The sequence below is a fragment of the Micromonospora musae genome (assembly GCF_003626635.1).
GTDB lineage: Bacteria > Actinomycetota > Actinomycetes > Mycobacteriales > Micromonosporaceae > Micromonospora > Micromonospora musae.
Window position 1 is genome coordinate 357,708 of the sequence record NZ_RAZT01000004.1, and the last position, 16,007, is coordinate 373,714.

Annotated in this window: 13 protein-coding genes; 3 read left to right on the top strand and 10 right to left on the bottom strand. The window is 71.6% G+C overall.

Annotated features, from left to right (window positions below; genetic code table 11):
• The first annotated feature begins 9 nt into the window (after positions 1–9).
• Positions 10–2,082 (top strand): N-acetylmuramoyl-L-alanine amidase, encoded by a 2,073-nt coding sequence (locus D7044_RS10385; RefSeq protein ID WP_120688774.1) that lies wholly within the window; start codon positions 10–12, stop codon positions 2,080–2,082.
• On the opposite strand, the gene D7044_RS10390 is transcribed toward D7044_RS10385, so the two are convergent.
• The 7 genes from D7044_RS10390 to D7044_RS10415 all read right to left on the bottom strand — a co-directional run bounded on the left by D7044_RS10390 (position 2,049) and on the right by D7044_RS10415 (position 8,081).
• Positions 2,049–2,987 carry an STM4011 family radical SAM protein gene (locus tag D7044_RS10390; RefSeq protein WP_120674600.1) on the bottom strand — a complete coding sequence of 313 codons (939 nt, stop codon included), beginning with the start codon at positions 2,985–2,987 and terminating at the stop codon, positions 2,049–2,051. The genes D7044_RS10385 and D7044_RS10390 overlap by 34 nt on opposite strands.
• Positions 2,984–4,309 (bottom strand): STM4012 family radical SAM protein, encoded by a 1,326-nt coding sequence (locus D7044_RS10395; RefSeq protein ID WP_233564931.1) that lies wholly within the window; start codon positions 4,307–4,309, stop codon positions 2,984–2,986. The genes D7044_RS10390 and D7044_RS10395 overlap by 4 nt, the downstream gene beginning before the upstream one ends.
• Positions 4,306–5,109, bottom strand: a complete 804-nt coding sequence (locus D7044_RS10400) for an STM4013/SEN3800 family hydrolase (RefSeq protein ID WP_120688690.1) — start codon at positions 5,107–5,109, stop codon at positions 4,306–4,308. The genes D7044_RS10395 and D7044_RS10400 overlap by 4 nt, the downstream gene beginning before the upstream one ends.
• Positions 5,097–6,200 carry an STM4014 family protein gene (locus D7044_RS10405; RefSeq protein ID WP_120688691.1) on the bottom strand — a complete coding sequence of 368 codons (1,104 nt, stop codon included), beginning with the start codon at positions 6,198–6,200 and terminating at the stop codon, positions 5,097–5,099. The genes D7044_RS10400 and D7044_RS10405 overlap by 13 nt, the downstream gene beginning before the upstream one ends.
• A 1-nt stretch (position 6,201) precedes the next feature.
• Positions 6,202–7,149 carry an STM4015 family protein gene (locus D7044_RS10410; RefSeq protein WP_120688692.1) on the bottom strand — a complete coding sequence of 316 codons (948 nt, stop codon included), beginning with the start codon at positions 7,147–7,149 and terminating at the stop codon, positions 6,202–6,204.
• Positions 7,150–7,155: 6 nt separating this feature from the next.
• On the bottom strand, positions 7,156–7,284 hold the full coding sequence (locus D7044_RS33270) for a hypothetical protein (protein ID WP_267901595.1): 129 nt from the start codon (positions 7,282–7,284) through the stop codon (positions 7,156–7,158).
• Positions 7,285–7,466: 182 nt separating this feature from the next.
• Complete coding sequence (locus tag D7044_RS10415) at positions 7,467–8,081, bottom strand: TMEM175 family protein (RefSeq protein ID WP_120674610.1); 615 nt, start codon at positions 8,079–8,081, stop codon at positions 7,467–7,469.
• A 388-nt stretch (positions 8,082–8,469) separates the two neighbouring features.
• Here D7044_RS10415 and D7044_RS10420 point away from each other — a divergent pair, with 388 nt between their 5' ends.
• Complete coding sequence (locus D7044_RS10420) at positions 8,470–9,357, top strand: RNA polymerase sigma-70 factor (RefSeq protein WP_233562969.1); 888 nt, start codon at positions 8,470–8,472, stop codon at positions 9,355–9,357.
• 90 nt (positions 9,358–9,447) lie between these two features.
• Here the strand turns inward: D7044_RS10420 and D7044_RS10425 are convergent, their stop codons facing one another.
• Positions 9,448–10,182 (bottom strand): SDR family oxidoreductase, encoded by a 735-nt coding sequence (locus tag D7044_RS10425; RefSeq protein ID WP_120674614.1) that lies wholly within the window; start codon positions 10,180–10,182, stop codon positions 9,448–9,450.
• A 190-nt stretch (positions 10,183–10,372) separates the two neighbouring features.
• Between D7044_RS10425 and D7044_RS10430 the strand changes: the two genes are divergently transcribed.
• Positions 10,373–12,073, top strand: coding sequence for a peroxidase family protein (locus D7044_RS10430; protein WP_233562970.1), 1,701 nt, complete (start codon positions 10,373–10,375; stop codon positions 12,071–12,073).
• A gap of 61 nt (positions 12,074–12,134) precedes the next feature.
• Here the strand turns inward: D7044_RS10430 and D7044_RS10435 are convergent, their stop codons facing one another.
• Positions 12,135–14,615 (bottom strand): M14 family metallopeptidase, encoded by a 2,481-nt coding sequence (locus D7044_RS10435; RefSeq protein WP_120688693.1) that lies wholly within the window; start codon positions 14,613–14,615, stop codon positions 12,135–12,137.
• Between the two features lie 378 nt (positions 14,616–14,993).
• The gene (locus D7044_RS10445; RefSeq protein WP_120688775.1) at positions 14,994–15,989 is read right to left on the bottom strand and encodes a ribonucleotide-diphosphate reductase subunit beta; all 996 of its coding nucleotides are present in this window, start codon (positions 15,987–15,989) and stop codon (positions 14,994–14,996) included.
• Positions 15,990–16,007: the final 18 nt, after the last annotated feature.

Sequence of the window (16,007 nt, forward strand, 5' to 3'; positions counted from 1 at the left end):
GAGACCCCCATGGCAGGAACCCGTCCCCGCCGGCGCCGTGGCGCCGTCACCCTCGTCGCGGTGGCTCTCACCGCCGCCACCGTCGGCCCGGCCGGGCCCGCGGCGGCCGACAGCCCGGCCCGTACCGCGATCGACTCCGCCTTCGAGCGAGCGGCGAACGAGTTCGACGTGCCGCGGGACCTGCTGGTCGCCGTCGGATACGGCGAGTCCCGGCTCGACGGACACGACGGCGAGCCCAGCCAGGCCAACGGGTACGGCGTCATGCACCTGGTGAGCAACCCGACCCGGCACAGCCTGGAACGGGCCGCCGCGTTGACCGGCGAACCGGTCGCCAGGTTGAAGGCGACCACCTCGGCGAACATCCGGGGTGGCGCGGCCGTGCTGCGGGACCTAGCCGACGCGCAGGGGCTGACCGCCGACGACCGCGACCGGATCACCGCCTGGTACCCGATCGTGGCCAGGTACGGGGGAGCGGTCGACGACCCGACCGCGCGGCTCTACGCGGACCACGTCTACGACCTGTTGCAGCAGGGCATCCCCGGCGCCGCTCCGGTGCGTCCGCACCGGGTCGAGCCCGAGCGGGGCCGCTACGCGCAGGTGTCGCCGGCCGGCACGCCCGCGTCGAAGCTGGCGGCCGCCGCCGTGCCCGAGTACGCTCCGGCGCGCTGGATCGCCGCCAACGGGGCCAACTACGGGGTCGGCCGGTCCAGCCGGATCACCACCGTGATCATCCACGTCACCCAGGGCTCGTACGCGGGCACCATCAGCTGGTTCCAGAACCCGGCGGCGGGGGTGAGCGCGCACTACGTCGTCAAGTCGAGCAACGGTGAGATCACCCAGATGGTGCGCGAGGGCGACACCGCCTACCACGCCCGCTCCGGCAACGCGTACGGCGTGGGCATCGAACACGAGGGGTACGTGGACAACCCGGCCTGGTTCACCGACGCGATGTACCGCTCGTCGGCGGCGCTGACCCGCTACCTCTGCGACAAGTACGGCATCCCGAAGAGCCGGGCCGGCATCAAGGGGCACAACGAGATCCCCGGCAACACCCACACCGACCCCGGGCCGAACTGGAACTGGAACTACTACATCTCCCTGGTCAACCAGGGCGGTACGGGCACCGGGTCGGCGTACCTCGCCGGTTCGCCGACCGATTTCACCGGTGACGGCAAGGACGATGTCGTGGCGTTCACGCACGGCGCGCTCGCCGACGTCTACGTCTCGACCTCCACGGGGACCGGCTTCGCCGGCACGTCGGTGAAGTGGAACGACTTCTTCGGCCTCACCGGCGAGACGCCGCTGACCGGAGACTTCAACGGCGACGGCCGGGACGACATCGTGGCGTTCACCCACGGCTCACTCGGCGACGTGTACGTCGGGCTCTCCACCGGCACGGGATTCGCCGGCGGTGCGAAGTGGCACGACTTCTTCGCGCCCGGCGCCGAGGTGCCGGCGGTCGGGGACGTCAACGGCGACGGCCGGGACGACATCATCACCTTCACCCATGACGCCGCGGGCGACGTCTACGTGGCGCTCTCCACCGGCAGCTCCTTCGGCCCCGGGCAGAAGTGGCACGAGTTCTTCTCGATCGCCGGGGAGTATCCGGCGGTGGGCGATGTCGACGGCGACGGCCGGGACGACCTCATCACCTTCACCCAGGGACCGGCCTCCGCCTCCGACGTCATCGTGGCCCTCTCCACCGGCACCGCCTTCGGCGCGGCACAAACCTGGCACGACCTCTTCGCCGTCGGCGCCGAACAGCCGCGCGTCGGAGACATCAACGGCGACGGCAAGGACGACATCGTCACCTTCACCTGCAACGCCGATGCCGACGTCTACGCGGCGGTCTCCACCGGCACCAGCTTCGTAGGCACCACCATCAAATGGAACGACTTCTTCTGCCTCGCCGGCGAGTTCCCCTACCTCGGCGACGTCAACGGCGACGGGCGTGACGACATCGTCGTCTTCACCAAGGGCGCCACCAACGACGTATTCGTCGGACTCTCCACCGGCACCGCCTTCGCGGGCGGCGCCAAATGGCACGACTACTTCGGGCTGACCGGCGAGACCACACTCTGACCGACAGTTCGAAGGGGAAGCGCCGGCCCGGCCAGGGCCGGCGCTCCGTCGTGCTGGCGCGGCCAGCCGGCGGGGATGCGCTCCAGCACCCCGCCGGCGAAGACGTCCCGCAGGCCGAGGGGCTTGAGGTGCACGTATCCGATGTGGCAGTCGCAGATCGCGTTGCCGCACGGCCGAGGCTTCAGAGCGGCCCGCCACGAGCCGTCGTAGAGGTTGCCGATGGGGCTGGGGATGAAGTGGCAGCGGCGCACCGTCCCGTCGCCCAGCACGGAGACGGCCGTCTCCCCCGCGTGGCAGGGCTCGCCGAGGGAGAGGTGCGGCCGGACGCTGTAGCCGAAGTGCGGGTCCAGCTCGGTCCAGGTCGCCTCCTCGGCGGCGTCGTAGCGGTGCCCCTCGGCGGCGTTCACCCAGAGGTAGACCTCCTCCGGCAGGGCCGCGCGCAGCGCCCGCGCCTCGTCGAGGTGCTCCGGAAGCCCGACCACCCCGACGGAGTACCGGATGCCCAGCTCGGCCAGGCGGGCACAGCGCCGCAGGAACTGCTCCCGCTCGACCTGCCCCGGATGGTAGGTGGCCCAGAGCGCGGCGGAGCCGGGGTCGGCGTCGGCCAGCCAGTCGACCCGGGCGGCCAGGTTGGTCTGGATGGCGACCCGCTCCACGTGCGGCAGCTGGGACAGCGACACCATCGCCTCCCGGTACCAGCTGCGGGTCAGCCCCTCGCCCCACGGGGTGAAGAGCACGGAGAGCGAGACGTCGGTGGTCGCGGCCACCCAGTCGGTGAACCGGGTCAGCGCCGTCCGGTCCGCCCGGAGCAGCTCGGGCGGGTCGCGCCGCTTGGCGAACGGGCAGTACGGGCAGTCGTAGTTGCAGCTCGCCAGCGGCCCGCGATAGAGGATCGCCAGGTTCATCGCGGCACGTACCCGGTCATCGCCTGGTGGACCTGTGCGGAGGTGAGCCACGGGCCGACCGCGTCGGAGTGGGCCAGCCCGGCGGGCGTCAGTCGCAGCCCGCCGTCGGTGGCCCAGCCCCGCTCGACGAGCCGGCCGAGCTGGGGGAAGTCGTCGGTCGGCGGACGCCCGAACCGGGCCCGGTAGGCGTCGGCGTCGACCCCCTCGGCGCGCAGCAGCGACTTGAGCAGCCACCGGCGGCGCTGCTCGGCGCCGTCGAGGTGGAAGCCGAACTCGGCGTACCCGAAGTCGTCGGCGTCCCGGGCGAGGTAGTCGTCGAGCACCGCCCGCACCTCGGTCACGCTCACCGCGTAGTCGAAGGAGTAGTGCAGGGTCGTGGTGTAGGAGCGTGCGCCGCACCCCAGCCCGACCATGCCGTCGTCCTGGCAGCAGTAGTCCGGACCGTCCGGGGCCGGCACGTCCGCGCGGCGGAACTGCCGCATCGACTCCTGTCGGTAGCCGGCCGCGGCGAGCGTCTCCACGGCCTGCCGGTAGAGGGCGAGCCGCTGGGCGTCCCAGTCGGCGCGGGCATGGGCGCGCCTGCCGAGCCCGGTGAGCGGCCGTACGTAGAGCGGGTAGAGGTAGAGCTCCTCGGGCCGCCAGGCCAGCGCCGCCGCCAGGCTCTCCTGCCAGGTCTCGGTGGTCTGCCCGTCGATGCCGTAGATCAGGTCGATGTTGAGCACCGGGATCCGGGCGTCGCGGATCGCGCCCAGCGCGGCCTCCACCTCGGTGCGGCGCTGCGGGCGGCCCGCTGCGCGCGCCTCGACGTCGAGGAAGCTCTGCACGCCGATGCTCACCCGGGTCGTGCCGTACGCGGCGAGCACCGCGAGCCGGTCCGGGGTCGCGGTGGCCGGTGAGGTCTCCACCGACAGGGGTACGCCCGGCAGGCGGGCACCGATCGTGCCGGTGGCGATGTCGAAGAGCTCGGTCAACTCGTCGGCGGTGAGATAGGTCGGGGTGCCGCCACCGAACGCCGCCCGCGCGTACCCGGCGTCGTCGCCGAGCGCGTCGGCGACCCGCCCGGCCTGTCGCCGCAGCTGCCGCAGGTAGGCGGTGACCTGCTCCTGTGGGGCGTTGGCCCGGGTGAAGAGGTTGCAGAAGCCGCATCGCATCTCGCAGAACGGCACGTGCAGGTAGAGGAAGAGGGCTTCTCGTGCCTCGGCCCGCCAGACGTCCGCCAACCGGGGGCGCGGCCGCAGCGGCCGGTACGACGTCTTGTGCGGGTACGCGTAGAGGTACTGCTGGTACGGCGAGCCGTCGAGGCTCGGGTCGGTGCTGGTCACCATTCTCCCGGTCGCAGGGTGAAGTGAGCGTACGGAACGGTCCACACCACGTCGTGGCCGATCCGGTGGCCGGTGTGCCCGTCCTCTCCGTAGGCGGTGCCGTGGTCCGAGCAGATGATCGTGAAGACTGGCCGGCCCCGGCCGGTGACCAGGTTGAACAGTCGATCGATCCGCCCGTCCACGTACCGGAGCGCGGCGGTGTGGCTGGCCAGGCTGTCGACCTCCGCGCCGGGCAGGTGGTGCCGGTTGGGCTGGTGCATCGCGGCGACGTTGAGGAAGGTGAAGAGCGGCTGCGTCGCCGGCACCCGGGGCAGCACCTCGGCCAGCCGGTCGAGCTGCGCGTCCAGGCAGGTCGGGGAGGTGACCCCGAACTCCGACTCCCAGTGCGCCTCGGCGAAGAGTCCCGGTAGCACCGCGCCGAGCGGACTGTGCCGGTTGAAGAAGCCGACCCCGCCCAGGCAGAGCGTGTGGTAGCCGACGCCGGCGAGGGCGGTCGGCAGGTCCGGCTCGTCGAAGACCCAGGTCTCCGCTCCGGAGGTCTCGCTGCCCGGGAAGGCCGCCGCGTAGAGCCGTTCGTGCCGGCCGGGGCCCGCCGGGGTGGGCAGGAAACCGGCGAAGAAGGCGTGGTGCGCGGCGTAGGTGAAGCTGGCGGGGGAGTGGCGTCGCTCCCAACGCCCGCCCGGCAGGGCCCGGGCGAGGTTCGGGGTACGCCCCGCCGCCGCCTCCGCGACGGCCACGTCGTAGCGCAGCGTGTCGAGGGTGACCAGGAGCAGGTCGTGACCGCCGATCAGACTCCGCACGGCAGCACCTCCCGCACCGGATCCGCCCCGACGGCCGCCCGCCAACGCCGCCACCGGCCGCTGGTGAGCGCGTGCACCTGCTCGGCGTAGCTGTCGCGCCCGTCGGCCAGCACCCCGGGCAGCAGGTCACCGAAGGCGTTGACCTCGGCCACGGCGTGCCGACGCCAGCCGGCCAGGAACATCAGGTCGATCCCGACGTGCAGCGAACCCGGGAAGCACGCGGCGACCCGTTCGCAGGTCTCCATCGCCGCCGACCAGCCCCGCGGCCCGGCCGCGGCCCGCAGCTCGGCGAGGTCACCGCGCGCGTTGCCGAGGTGCAGGTTGGTCATCGGTCCGCGGGCGGCGCGGACCACCGCGTGCGTCGGCCGTCCCGCGACGACCAGCACCCGCACGTCGACCACCCGGTCGCCGAGGCCGGCCTTCGGCAGCCACCGCTCGACGTGCAGGCCCTCCGGCGCGAGCCGGTCGACGATCGCGGCGATCTCCGGCTCGTCGGTGTAACGGCGTACCCGCAGCGAGTTGAAGAGCGCGTCCGGGGTGTGCTCGATGGTGGTGACCGCCTGCACTCGCCCGGGTCCGACCGCGAGTGCGATCACCCCGGCGGCGGAGGAGCCGTGCGCGGGCTTCACGAAGACCCGGGCCCAGCCGGCCGCCGCCATCGCCGCGCGCAGCTGCGCGTACCCGCCGACCGGCGGCAGCGCGGGTGGCACCGGCACCCCGGCGGCCGCCAGCACGGCGTGGCAGCGACGCTTGTCGCAGAGCACCGCGACGTCCTCCGGCCCGTTGAGCAGGTCGGCGCCGCCGGCGGCGATCCGCGCCAGGCCGTCGACCAGACCGGCGTACGCGTCGGCGAGGCCGACCAGCTCGCCGGGCCGGGCGGTGGTGGCCGCCCGGCGCAGCATCCGATCGACCTGTGGGTCCTCGCCGGGCGAATCCACCCGCACCAGCGCACCGGCAGGCGGTGGCGCCGCCCCGGCCAGCACGTCGGCCCAGGGCAGCACCTCGGGTCGGGGCAGCCCCGCAGCGAGCACGGCGCGGGTGAACATCTCCACCCGGCGATTGGCGGGGTTACCGACGACGGTCAGCCGCATGTCACTCCGACACCGCCGTGTAGCGGTAGGTCTCGCCGTCGTACTCGTCGGGCTTCTCCTGCTCGGAGACGTCCACCTGGACGCCGGGCAGCGCGGCGACCACCGACGCCGCCACCTCCTCGGACATGAAGTGGTGGTGCAGGTCGAGCTGGGCCAGGTGGGTCAGCGGCTGCCCGGCCAGCAGCGCGGCGGCCCCCTCGTCGCCGAGGGTGCCCAGCGACAGGTCCAGCCGTTCGAGCCGGCGGACCACCGGTGCGGCGGCCACCGCACGCGCCACCTCGTCGGCGGTCTCCGCGTTGCGCAGCCCCAACCGGGTCAGCTGCGGGAAGAGCTCCCCAGCCAGCAGCGGCGCCAGGTCCGCGGGCGTCGCGTCGCCGCCGTATTCCGAGGTGCCGAGCCACAGCTCCAGGTCGGTCAGCGCGGGCAGGTCGGAGTCGAGCACCGCGCCGACGAACTCGCGCGACAGGCCGCCGCTCTCCACCGCCAGCTCCCGCAGCCGCGGATGCCGGACGGGGGAGAAGCGGAAATCCTCGCCGCCGCGTACCCGCAGCACCTCCAGGGACGGGAACGCCGCCAGCAACTGGCTGACGTCACCGACCTTCATCCAGGAGACCTCACACTCCTCGCCGGTCATGTCGCCGAGGAAGAGGGCACGCAGCGCCGGCAGGCGGGGCGCCGCCTCGCAGAGCTGCGCGATCGGGGCGGGGTTGAACGCGGCGTAGCCCCAGGCCCCCACGACCAGCGACTCCACGGTCGGGCCGGCCTGCGCCACGAACTGCTCGAACCCCACCTGGAACGCCTCGGAGAGGACGTCCTCGGCGTCGTCGTCGAAGTCCCAACGGGAGAAGCGCCACGAGACCGGACCGTCCACCTCCGGCAGCGGACCGTCCTCGGGGACCTCGACGACCGGTCGGCCGGCGAAGGAACGTGCGTGGGATCCGAAAGCCATCGTCGATCACACTCCGGCCGAGTGGTCGCGGCGCTGCCCGCCGTCGTAGCTCGTGGGCTCCGTGGCCTCGACCCGGCGGGCCGCACCGGGCGGCACCGGCAGCCCGGCGAACGACGGAACGTCTGGATGGATCACGGCAACCTCCGGTCCCACTGCGGCAAGGGCGGCGGAACCGTAACAGGCCACTCCGACACGTCGGTGCGCGGTGGCGGCGCTCATACAGGCCACTGTGGACGGCGGGGCGGCGGTACGTTTCCTACGCCGCCGGCGGGTCGGACCGGTCGGGTCGCCCGTGGGGAGCAGCTCCTACGAGCAGCTCACGCCGGGGCCCCGTGTTCCCGGATGGCCCGGTCGATGCGGCGGTCGGGGACGATCCACATGATCGCGATGGCGACGTAGCAGGCCAGGGCGATCCACACGCCTACGCGCCCGTCCCGGTCGATCGTCAGCGCGCTGAGGATACCGGCGATGAGCAGCGCCGGAGAGAGCTTGCCCTTCAGGTCGAGGCCGAGGGCGTCGCGCAGCGGCGAGTTCGGCCCCTGCTGGCGGATGATCACCCGCTGGAGCACGTAGTAGGCGACAGCCGCGCTGAGCAGGTTGAGACCGTAGACGACGACCGGGGTCTGCTCGAACCTCGATTCGTCCACCCAGGTGGTGGTGAACGGGATCAGCGACAGGCAGAACAGCAGTCCCAGGTTCGCCCAGAGCACGTCGCCGCTGACCTTCTCGACGAGGTGGAACATGTGGTGGTGGTTGTTCCAGTAGATGCCCACGTAGACGAAGCTGAGCAGGTACGTGAGCAGGCCGACGCCGCTGGTGTGGAAGAGGTCGGAGAGATCGTGGCCCTCCGGCACCCGCAGCTCCAGCACCATGATCGTGATGATGATGGCGAGCACGCCGTCGCTGAACGCCTCGAGTCGGCTGGTCCTCACCGCGCACCCTTCCCTCACTACGGTCGGTTCGCCTCGGACGTCCCGTGGCGCCGTTTCCCGGTCGACCGCGCACGCCGCGAATCTCCCCGGCGCACGATATAGGTGCCGCGAGCTGCGCTGTGTCCCCGACCGCGAACGGGTCGGACGCCGGGGATCGACGTACCCACGGTCTCGGATTGGGAGACGATGAGCGCGTGGGCCGGGGTTTCGACCGCTGAAGACGGGCCGTGGGCAGCCGCTCGATCAGGTTCTTCCGCCCTCGTCGGTTTCGTCGTCAACGTCACTGCTGCGCACCGCGCCTTGGCGTTCGCGGCGGACCCGGCACACGATGGGCTCGGGGGAACCCAACGGCAGGATCGGACGGGGGCGAGCGATGGCGGATTCCGGGGTGGATCACGAGCCGGTCGGGTCGGACGATCTCGAGGAGGCCGCACGGGTCTTCACCGACGTCCGGCCCCGGTTGTTCGGGATCGCGTACCGGATGCTGAGCAGCGCCAGCGAGGCCGAGGACCTGGTGCAGGAGGTGTGGCTGCGGTGGCAGGCGACCGACCGCAGCGCCGTGTTGAACCCGGCGGCGTTCCTGGCGACGACCACGACCCGGCTGGCCATCAACGCGCTCCAGTCGGCGCGGAGGCGGCGTGAGACGTACATCGGACCGTGGCTGCCGGAACCGGTCGACACCAGCGCGGATCCGTATCTGGGGGCGGAGCGCGGCGCGGCCCTGGAGTTCGCGGCGCTGCTGCTGATGGAGAAGCTCACCCCCAACGAACGTGCCGCTTATGTCCTGCGGGAGGCGTTCGACTACCCGTACGCCCAGATCGCCGACATCCTGGGGTCGACCGAACCGGCGGTGCGCCAGCTGGTGAGCCGGGCGCGCAAGCACATGGCCGAGGAGCGCCGTACGCCGGTGAGCCCGGCCGCGCAGCGGGAGCTGCTGACCACCTTCATCGCGGCGGCCCGCTCCGGCGACCTGGCCGCGTTGGAGCGGCTCCTCGCGGCGGACGCGACAAACATCGCCGACGGCAACGGCCGGATCCGCGTCTCCCGCCGGCCGGTGGTGGGGGCGCAGCGCGTGGTGAAGTACCTCTCCGCGCTGAGCTGGTTCTGGGCGGACGTCGAGGTGGAGTGGGCGACGACGAACGGCCAGACGTCCGCCGTGCTGCGGCAGAACGGCAGCGTCTACGGGCTGCTCACGGTCACCGCTTCGAGTGACGGCATCGATCAGTTGCTGTGGATGGTCAACCCGGAGAAGATTGCGGCGGCGTCGGTGACCTGAGGGCCCTCACAGCGGAGGCGGACCGTTCGGTCCTGGCTGGTGACCACCCGAGGGCGGGGCCCGCACGCGGGTCGTGCGGGCCCCGACGGGTCAGCGCGCGAGGAATTCCCGGTAGGTGGTCTTGAAGATCACCGCGTCGGCCTCGGCGAGGAGGGCGTTGCCGGAGGCGGCGGCGAAGAGGCCGGCGCTGTCGTCGGTGACGACGGCGCGCTGGTCGCCGCGGGCGGCGAGGGTGATCCGGCCCAGCTCGTCGAGGGGGAAGACCTCGGGGCCGCCGACGTTGCGGGTGCCCCGCAGCGGGGCGCCGACGGCGACGTCAGCCACGGCCCGGGCCACGTCGGCCGAGGCCATCGGCTGCACGAGCGTGGCGGGCAGACGCACGGTCTTCTCGTCGGAGGTCCAGGACATCGCCGCGTCGACGAACTCGAAGAACTGGGTGGCGCGGACGATCGAGTACGGCACGGGGCCGGCCTTGAGGATCTCTTCCTGCAGCACCTTGGCCCGGTAGTAGACCAGGTCCGGCACCTTCTCCGCGCCGACGATCGAGAGGATCACGGCGTGGCCGACGCCGGCCGCGTTCGCCGCCCCGAGCAGATTGTCCATCGTCGTCTGGAAGAACGCGGGCGACGCCTCGTCGAACGTCGGCGAGTTCGTCAGGTTGACGACGACATCGGCTCCCGCCATCGCCTCGGGCAGCCCCTTTCCGCTGATCAGATCCAGGCCGGTGCTCGGAGAGTGCGGCACTGCCTCGTGCCCGCCCGCGGCCAGGATCTTCACCACCTGAGATCCGATGAGTCCGGTGCCTCCGATGACAGCGATCTTCATGTTCGTTGATCCTCCTGGTTCCGGATGGGAGTCGTCTCCACCTCGTACGACCGGGCAGCCGGGCGAGTTGTGACAGCCGACCTCGGTTCGAGCTGTCACAGGCCGGGGGACCGTCCGGTCTTGGTTGGCGGCGACCACGGGCGTGACCCGTCCCATCTGTACCAGATTCCACCCATGTCACGGAGGAAAGATGAGCACCCCACTCGGCGACGGCGCCTTCCTGCACGAGCTCGAGGCCAACGTGAGGACGGAGCTGACCGAGGCCGAACGGAGCCGGCCGGTCGACGCGGCGGTCGACGAGTGGCTCCTCGATCCGGCGGATGCCCAGCGCGACGAGGTCGGACTCCGCAGCCTGCTCGGTGCGGTCCAGGCCCTGGCGGGCGGCCCCGGACCCGGCGAGCCGTCGACCGCAGTGCCGGGCGGCGGAACATCGGCGGGGCATGCGCCGAACGAGCCCGCATCCGGCCCCACCCCGGGGGAGAATCGGCAGGTGGGCAGCGCTCCGTCACCTCCGCGCGGCAGCCGCGTGGCCGCCCGCGACCACTGCCTCAGCCCGGTACGCTCCGTCGACCGGCCGACCGGCGCGGCCCGTTACGGACGGATGTTCCGCGACCTGGCCCCGCTCGGCACCGACCCGAAGTTGCTGATCCGCGCGGGCGGTGACGGTGGGATCTGTGCCGCCGCAGAAGCGTTGGACCAGCTGAACGCCGGCGGCGACGATGCTGCCGAGGCCGCCGGTTGGCCCTTCTTCGGCCAGCTGATCGCCCACGACATCACCGCCGACCGCTCGCCCATCACCGGCGGGGTGGCCGTCGAGGCGCTGCGCAACGCCCGCGCGCCCATGCTCAACCTGGAGATCATCTATTCGGACGGCCCGATCGGCTCGCCCTACCTGTTCGACCTCGCCGACCCGGCGAAGTTCCTGCTCGGCCCGGACGGCGGCGACGTGCCGCGCAACCAGCAGGGAGTGGCCCTGATCGGCGACCCCCGCAACGACTCACACGTCTTCGTGCTGAGCCTGCACGTCGCCCTGCTGCACGCGCACAACCACCTGGTCGACCTGTTGCGCGCGGGCGGGATGCCCGAGTCCAACGTCTTCGACGCGGCACGGACCGCCCTCACCTGGCACTACCAGTGGACGGTGGTCCACGACTACCTGCCCCGGCTGGTCGGAGCGCCCCTGGTGCGGCAGGTGCTCGCCGAGGGTGGCCGGTGGTTCGCGCCGCGGCCGGGCGAGGCGTACATCCCGCTGGAGTTCGCCGACGCCGCCTTCCGGTACGGCCACGGCCAGATCCGGCACACCTACCGGCTCGTCGACGGCGGCGCCGCAGTGCCGGTCTTCCCGGACCTGGTCGGCTTCGGCCCGCTCCCCACCGACCGGCGGGTGGATCTCACGCAGCTCTTCGACGTTCCCGGCCGCCCACCCGCCCAGCGGGCCAAGCGCCTCGACGGCCGGCTCCCGGCCAGCCTCATCGGGCTGCCCGAGCAGGTGACCGGCACCGTCGACGCCGCCGCCTACCGTTCCCTGGCGGTACGCGACCTGCTGCGGGGCGAGGCCACCGGCCTGCCCAGCGGCGAAGCGGTCGCCCAGCTCATGGAGGTGACGCCGCTGAGCCCCGACGAGCTGGCGCAGACCTGGCCGCACGGCACTCCACTGTGGTTCTACATTCTCAAGGAGGCGGAGCATCGCGGTGGCGGTGACCGGCTCGGCCCGGTCGGCGGTCGGATCGTGGCGGAGGTCCTGATCGGGCTGCTCCGCGCCGACCCGGGCAGCTACCTCCACCGGGAGCCGGACTGGGTGCCGGAGCTGCCCGCAGCCGGAGCCGTCTTCGGCCTGGCCGACCTGCTCACCGCCGGCGACTCCCACGATCGGCCGTCCGGCGCGGCCTGATGCGGGCCCGTCGCCTCGTCAGTGCGGGGTCGACCCACGCTGACGAGGCGACGGTCACCGGCTACCTCTTGTCGATCCTGATGGTCGCCGTGCGGTAGCTGTCGCGCTTGCCCTTCTTGGTCGGGTCGTAGTTGTTCTCGACGTTGCCGGCCGCGTCGACCGAGAACCACTTGAACGTGGTGGTCGCGGTCACGTGGAACACCTGCCCCGGCTCACGGAACTCGGTCGCCTCGTAGCGCTGCGACTGGAGCGTGGGCCGGCTGCCGTCCGTCGTGTAGTAGACGGTGGCCGGCTCGTTCGTCTCGAAGCGCACGTCGACCGGCGCGCGGTACTTCCCGCCGCCCGGTACGAGCGTGGACTTCGGGTCCTTCTTGTCCTTGCCCCAGTCCGCCGCGACCCGGAACATCTCCATGATCCCGTTGGCGTACTCCATCGTCTCGGAGTGGCCGCTGACCAGGTTCGGGTCGCCCTCCCACGGCGGCTGGAACGAGCCGCCCTGCCAGTTGCCGGTGGCCGGGTTGTAGACCGAACCGCCGACCTCCCAACCGAAGGCGTAGATGCCGTAGGTGTGGTACAGGTCCTCGCGCACGTTGCCGGCGGAGGAGTAGAGGACGTCCGACGAGCCGCCGACGTTCTCCGGCGTCACGACGGTCTCCCGGTACGCCTTGACCTGCGAGAGGATCCGGCCGGCCGACTGCCAGTAGAACGCCTCGTCACCCAGCGGCGGGCGCGGCGTGGTGATCCGGCCGTCGGCGATGTACGCGCCCGGCTGCCAGAAGAGCTGACCGCCGTTCGAGTGCACCGACATCATGAACTTGATGTTCCGGTACTTCTCGACCAGCCAGATGATGTTCTGCGACTCGGGCTCGGAGAGCTCCTCCGGCCCCTGGTAGGTGCCGCTGGTGCACACCGTCGAGCCGCCGGCGTAGCCGTCGTGGCCCGACCCGACCCGGTAGTTCCGGTTCAGGTCGACGCCCCAGGAGTCACGCCGGCCCGGGTCGGCGTTCTCGTCCGGGCAGTGGTTCGTCAGGTTCTTACGCTGCGAGGCGAAGTTGTAGAAGCTGTAGTTCGCCCCGTCGGGGTTGTTGGAGAGGATGAAGAAGACGTCGGTGCCCTCGACGATCTTCTTGGTCTCCCGGTCGGTCCGGTAGTTGTGCACCAGCCGCTCGGCCGACTCCAACGAGGTCGTCGCCGGCACCCACTCGCGGGCGTGGTCCTGCGCCTGGATCAGGACGCCGGGCTTCGTGCCGTCGCGGTGCTTGCCGATCCGCAGCACCGGGATCGTCGCCGGGCCGCGGGGCACCTCGCCTTCCGGCGCGCCGACCCGCTTCTGGTCGAGGAAGTCGGTGAGCGCGACCGGGCCACCGGTTGCCGCGACGATGCCGGTCCCGGTGTTGGTCCGGTACGGGTGCGCCCGGTCGACGAGGCCCGCGGACTGGGTCTCCAGCGCCGTCGCCACCTGGGCGGCCGTGCTCGCGAGCGCGCCGGCGGCGTCCTTGGCGAGCAGTACCCGGATCGCCTTGCCGGTCACCTCGACGGCGAGCGGGAGGTCCGCCCCCGGGCGCTCGACGAAGTCGACGGTGATGTCGTTGCCGCCCTCGTGGCCCCACGCCGCCGAGCTGACGACGACCGCGGACTGCCCGGTGCCGCCGATGGTGGCCTGCGCCTTGCGCTGATAGCCGTTGGTCTTGTTCGGCAGGTAGATGATCTGGGCGATGTCCGGGTACTGCCGGGCGATCTCCTTGGCGCGGCTGTAGAGCTGCTGCGGGGTCTGGTAGCCGTCGACGAAGTCGGACTTGTAGCCGCGGTTCTCGGTCAGCGGCGGCGGGGCGTTCTCCAGCCAGTCGGAGACCTTGCCGGTGGTGACGCCGCCGGTCGAGCTGGTGACCCGGATCTGGCTCGGACGCTCGTCGAGCTTGAACAGGTTCCGGTGGAACATGTACTGCCCCGAGTCGACGAAGCGGCTCATCGTCCGGGGGAAGCCGAACGAGGTGCCCCGGCCCGAGTCGTTCTCGAGCTGCATCCCGACGACCGGGTCCTCCTGCTGCCCCTCGGTGGTCCGCGCCTCGACGTAGAGGAAGCCCTGCCCCTTGGTGGTGAACCAGTCGGCGCGGACGACCCGTACCGTCTGCTTGTGGCTGAGCGGCGCGACGGCCTGCCGGCCGGCGGCCTGGAACCCCCCGTCGGCCTGCTCGTTCCAGGCGAAGCCCTCGTCGGCGCCGAGGATCCGGACGCCCATCGACTGGAGTTCGGCGACCTGCTCGGCGGTCACCACCGCCTCGCCCTCGATGCCGGTCGGCACGCGCTTGACGCCGTGCTCCAGGTCGAACCCGGCGGCGACCACCTTGTCCAGCATGTCGGCGCCGGTCAGCTGGAGGCGTACCAGGCGTACCGATTCCTGAGCCTCGAGGTGCGATCGCTTCGCACCCGCGCCGGCTGTGGGGTGCGCGGGGTCCGCGCCCGCCGGCGCGGTCGCCATGAGGACGCTTCCCGTCATGGCGGTCAGCGCGAGAAGCGCGACGTTGAGATGCCTGCGTCGCATACTCCCCTCCTTCCGTGTGCGGTCAGTGGTTGATCCTGGCCCGCCCAGGTGCCGACCGCTCCGATCTACTGGGGACTGACGCGCTGAACTCGCCCACGGTGGACCGTGGTGGCAGGACGGGGATCGCGGTCGTGAGACGGGTCGAGAGGGCTGTGGGCGAGCCGGGTGCGGTGATCGTATTCGCAATCCTCACATCGATGGCTGACGTGCTGCGGATTTGAGGATTACTTGAGGCAACGCCCACCGGCGTGCGTCCGGGCCGGGAAACGGGGCGGGCCCGCCGGGCGCGGATCAGGTCGATCCGCGCCGGGCGGGCCCGGAGGGTGGTCTGCGCGCTCCGCACCGGGCGTCGGACGGCCCGGTGCGGAGCGCCGCCGGTCAGAAGTCGTCGTCGAAGGTGACGCTGCCCGTCACCGCGACCTGGTATGCCGAGACCCGGCGCTCGAAGAAGTTCGACAACTCCTGCACGTCCTGCAGCTCCATGAACGCGAACGGGTTCGCCGAACCGTAGAGCGGCTCGATGCCGAGCTGGGCGAGCCGGCGGTCGGCGACGTGTTGCAGGTACTCCCGCATGTCGCCGAGGGAGAGCCCGGAGACGCCCTGCTCGAGCAGGTCCTCGGCGAACTGCACCTCGCACTCGACCGCCTCGGCCAGCATCTCCCGCACCTGGCGGGCCAGCTCGTCGTCGAAGAGCTCCGGCTCCTCGCGCCGTACGGTCTCCACCACGTCGAAGGCGAAGGCCATGTGCATGGACTCGTCGCGGAACACCCAGTTGGTGCCCGAGGCGAGCCCGTTGAGCAGGCCGCGGGAGCGCAGGAAGTAGACGTAGGCGAACGCGCCGTAGAAGAAGAGCCCTTCGATGCACGCGGCGAAGCAGATCAGGTTCAGCAGGAACGCCCGGCGGTCCTCCCGGGTCCGCAGCTCGCGCAGCTCGAAGATGGAGTCGATCCAGCGGAAGCAGAACTCGGCCTTGCGCCGGATGGACGGGATGTTCTCGATCGCCGCGAACGCCGCGAAGCGTTCGCTGTCGTCCGGCACGTAGGTGTCCAGCAGGTTCAGGTAGAACTGGACGTGCACCGCCTCCTCGAAGAGCTGGCGGGACAGGTAGAGCCGGCCCTCCGGGCTGTTGACGTGCTGGTAGAGGTTGAGCACCAGGTTGTTGGCGACGATGGTGTCGCCGGTGGCGAAGAACGCGACCAGCCGGGACACCAGGTGCCGCTCGGCGGGGGAAAGCTTCGCCAGGTCGGCGAGGTCGGAGTGCAGGTCGACCTCCTCGACGGTCCAGGTGTTCTTGATGGCGTCCTTGAACCGGTCGAAGAAGTGCGGGTACCGCATCGGACGCAGCGTCAGGTCCATGCCGGGGTCGAGCAGCATCTGCCGCGCTTCGGCGCC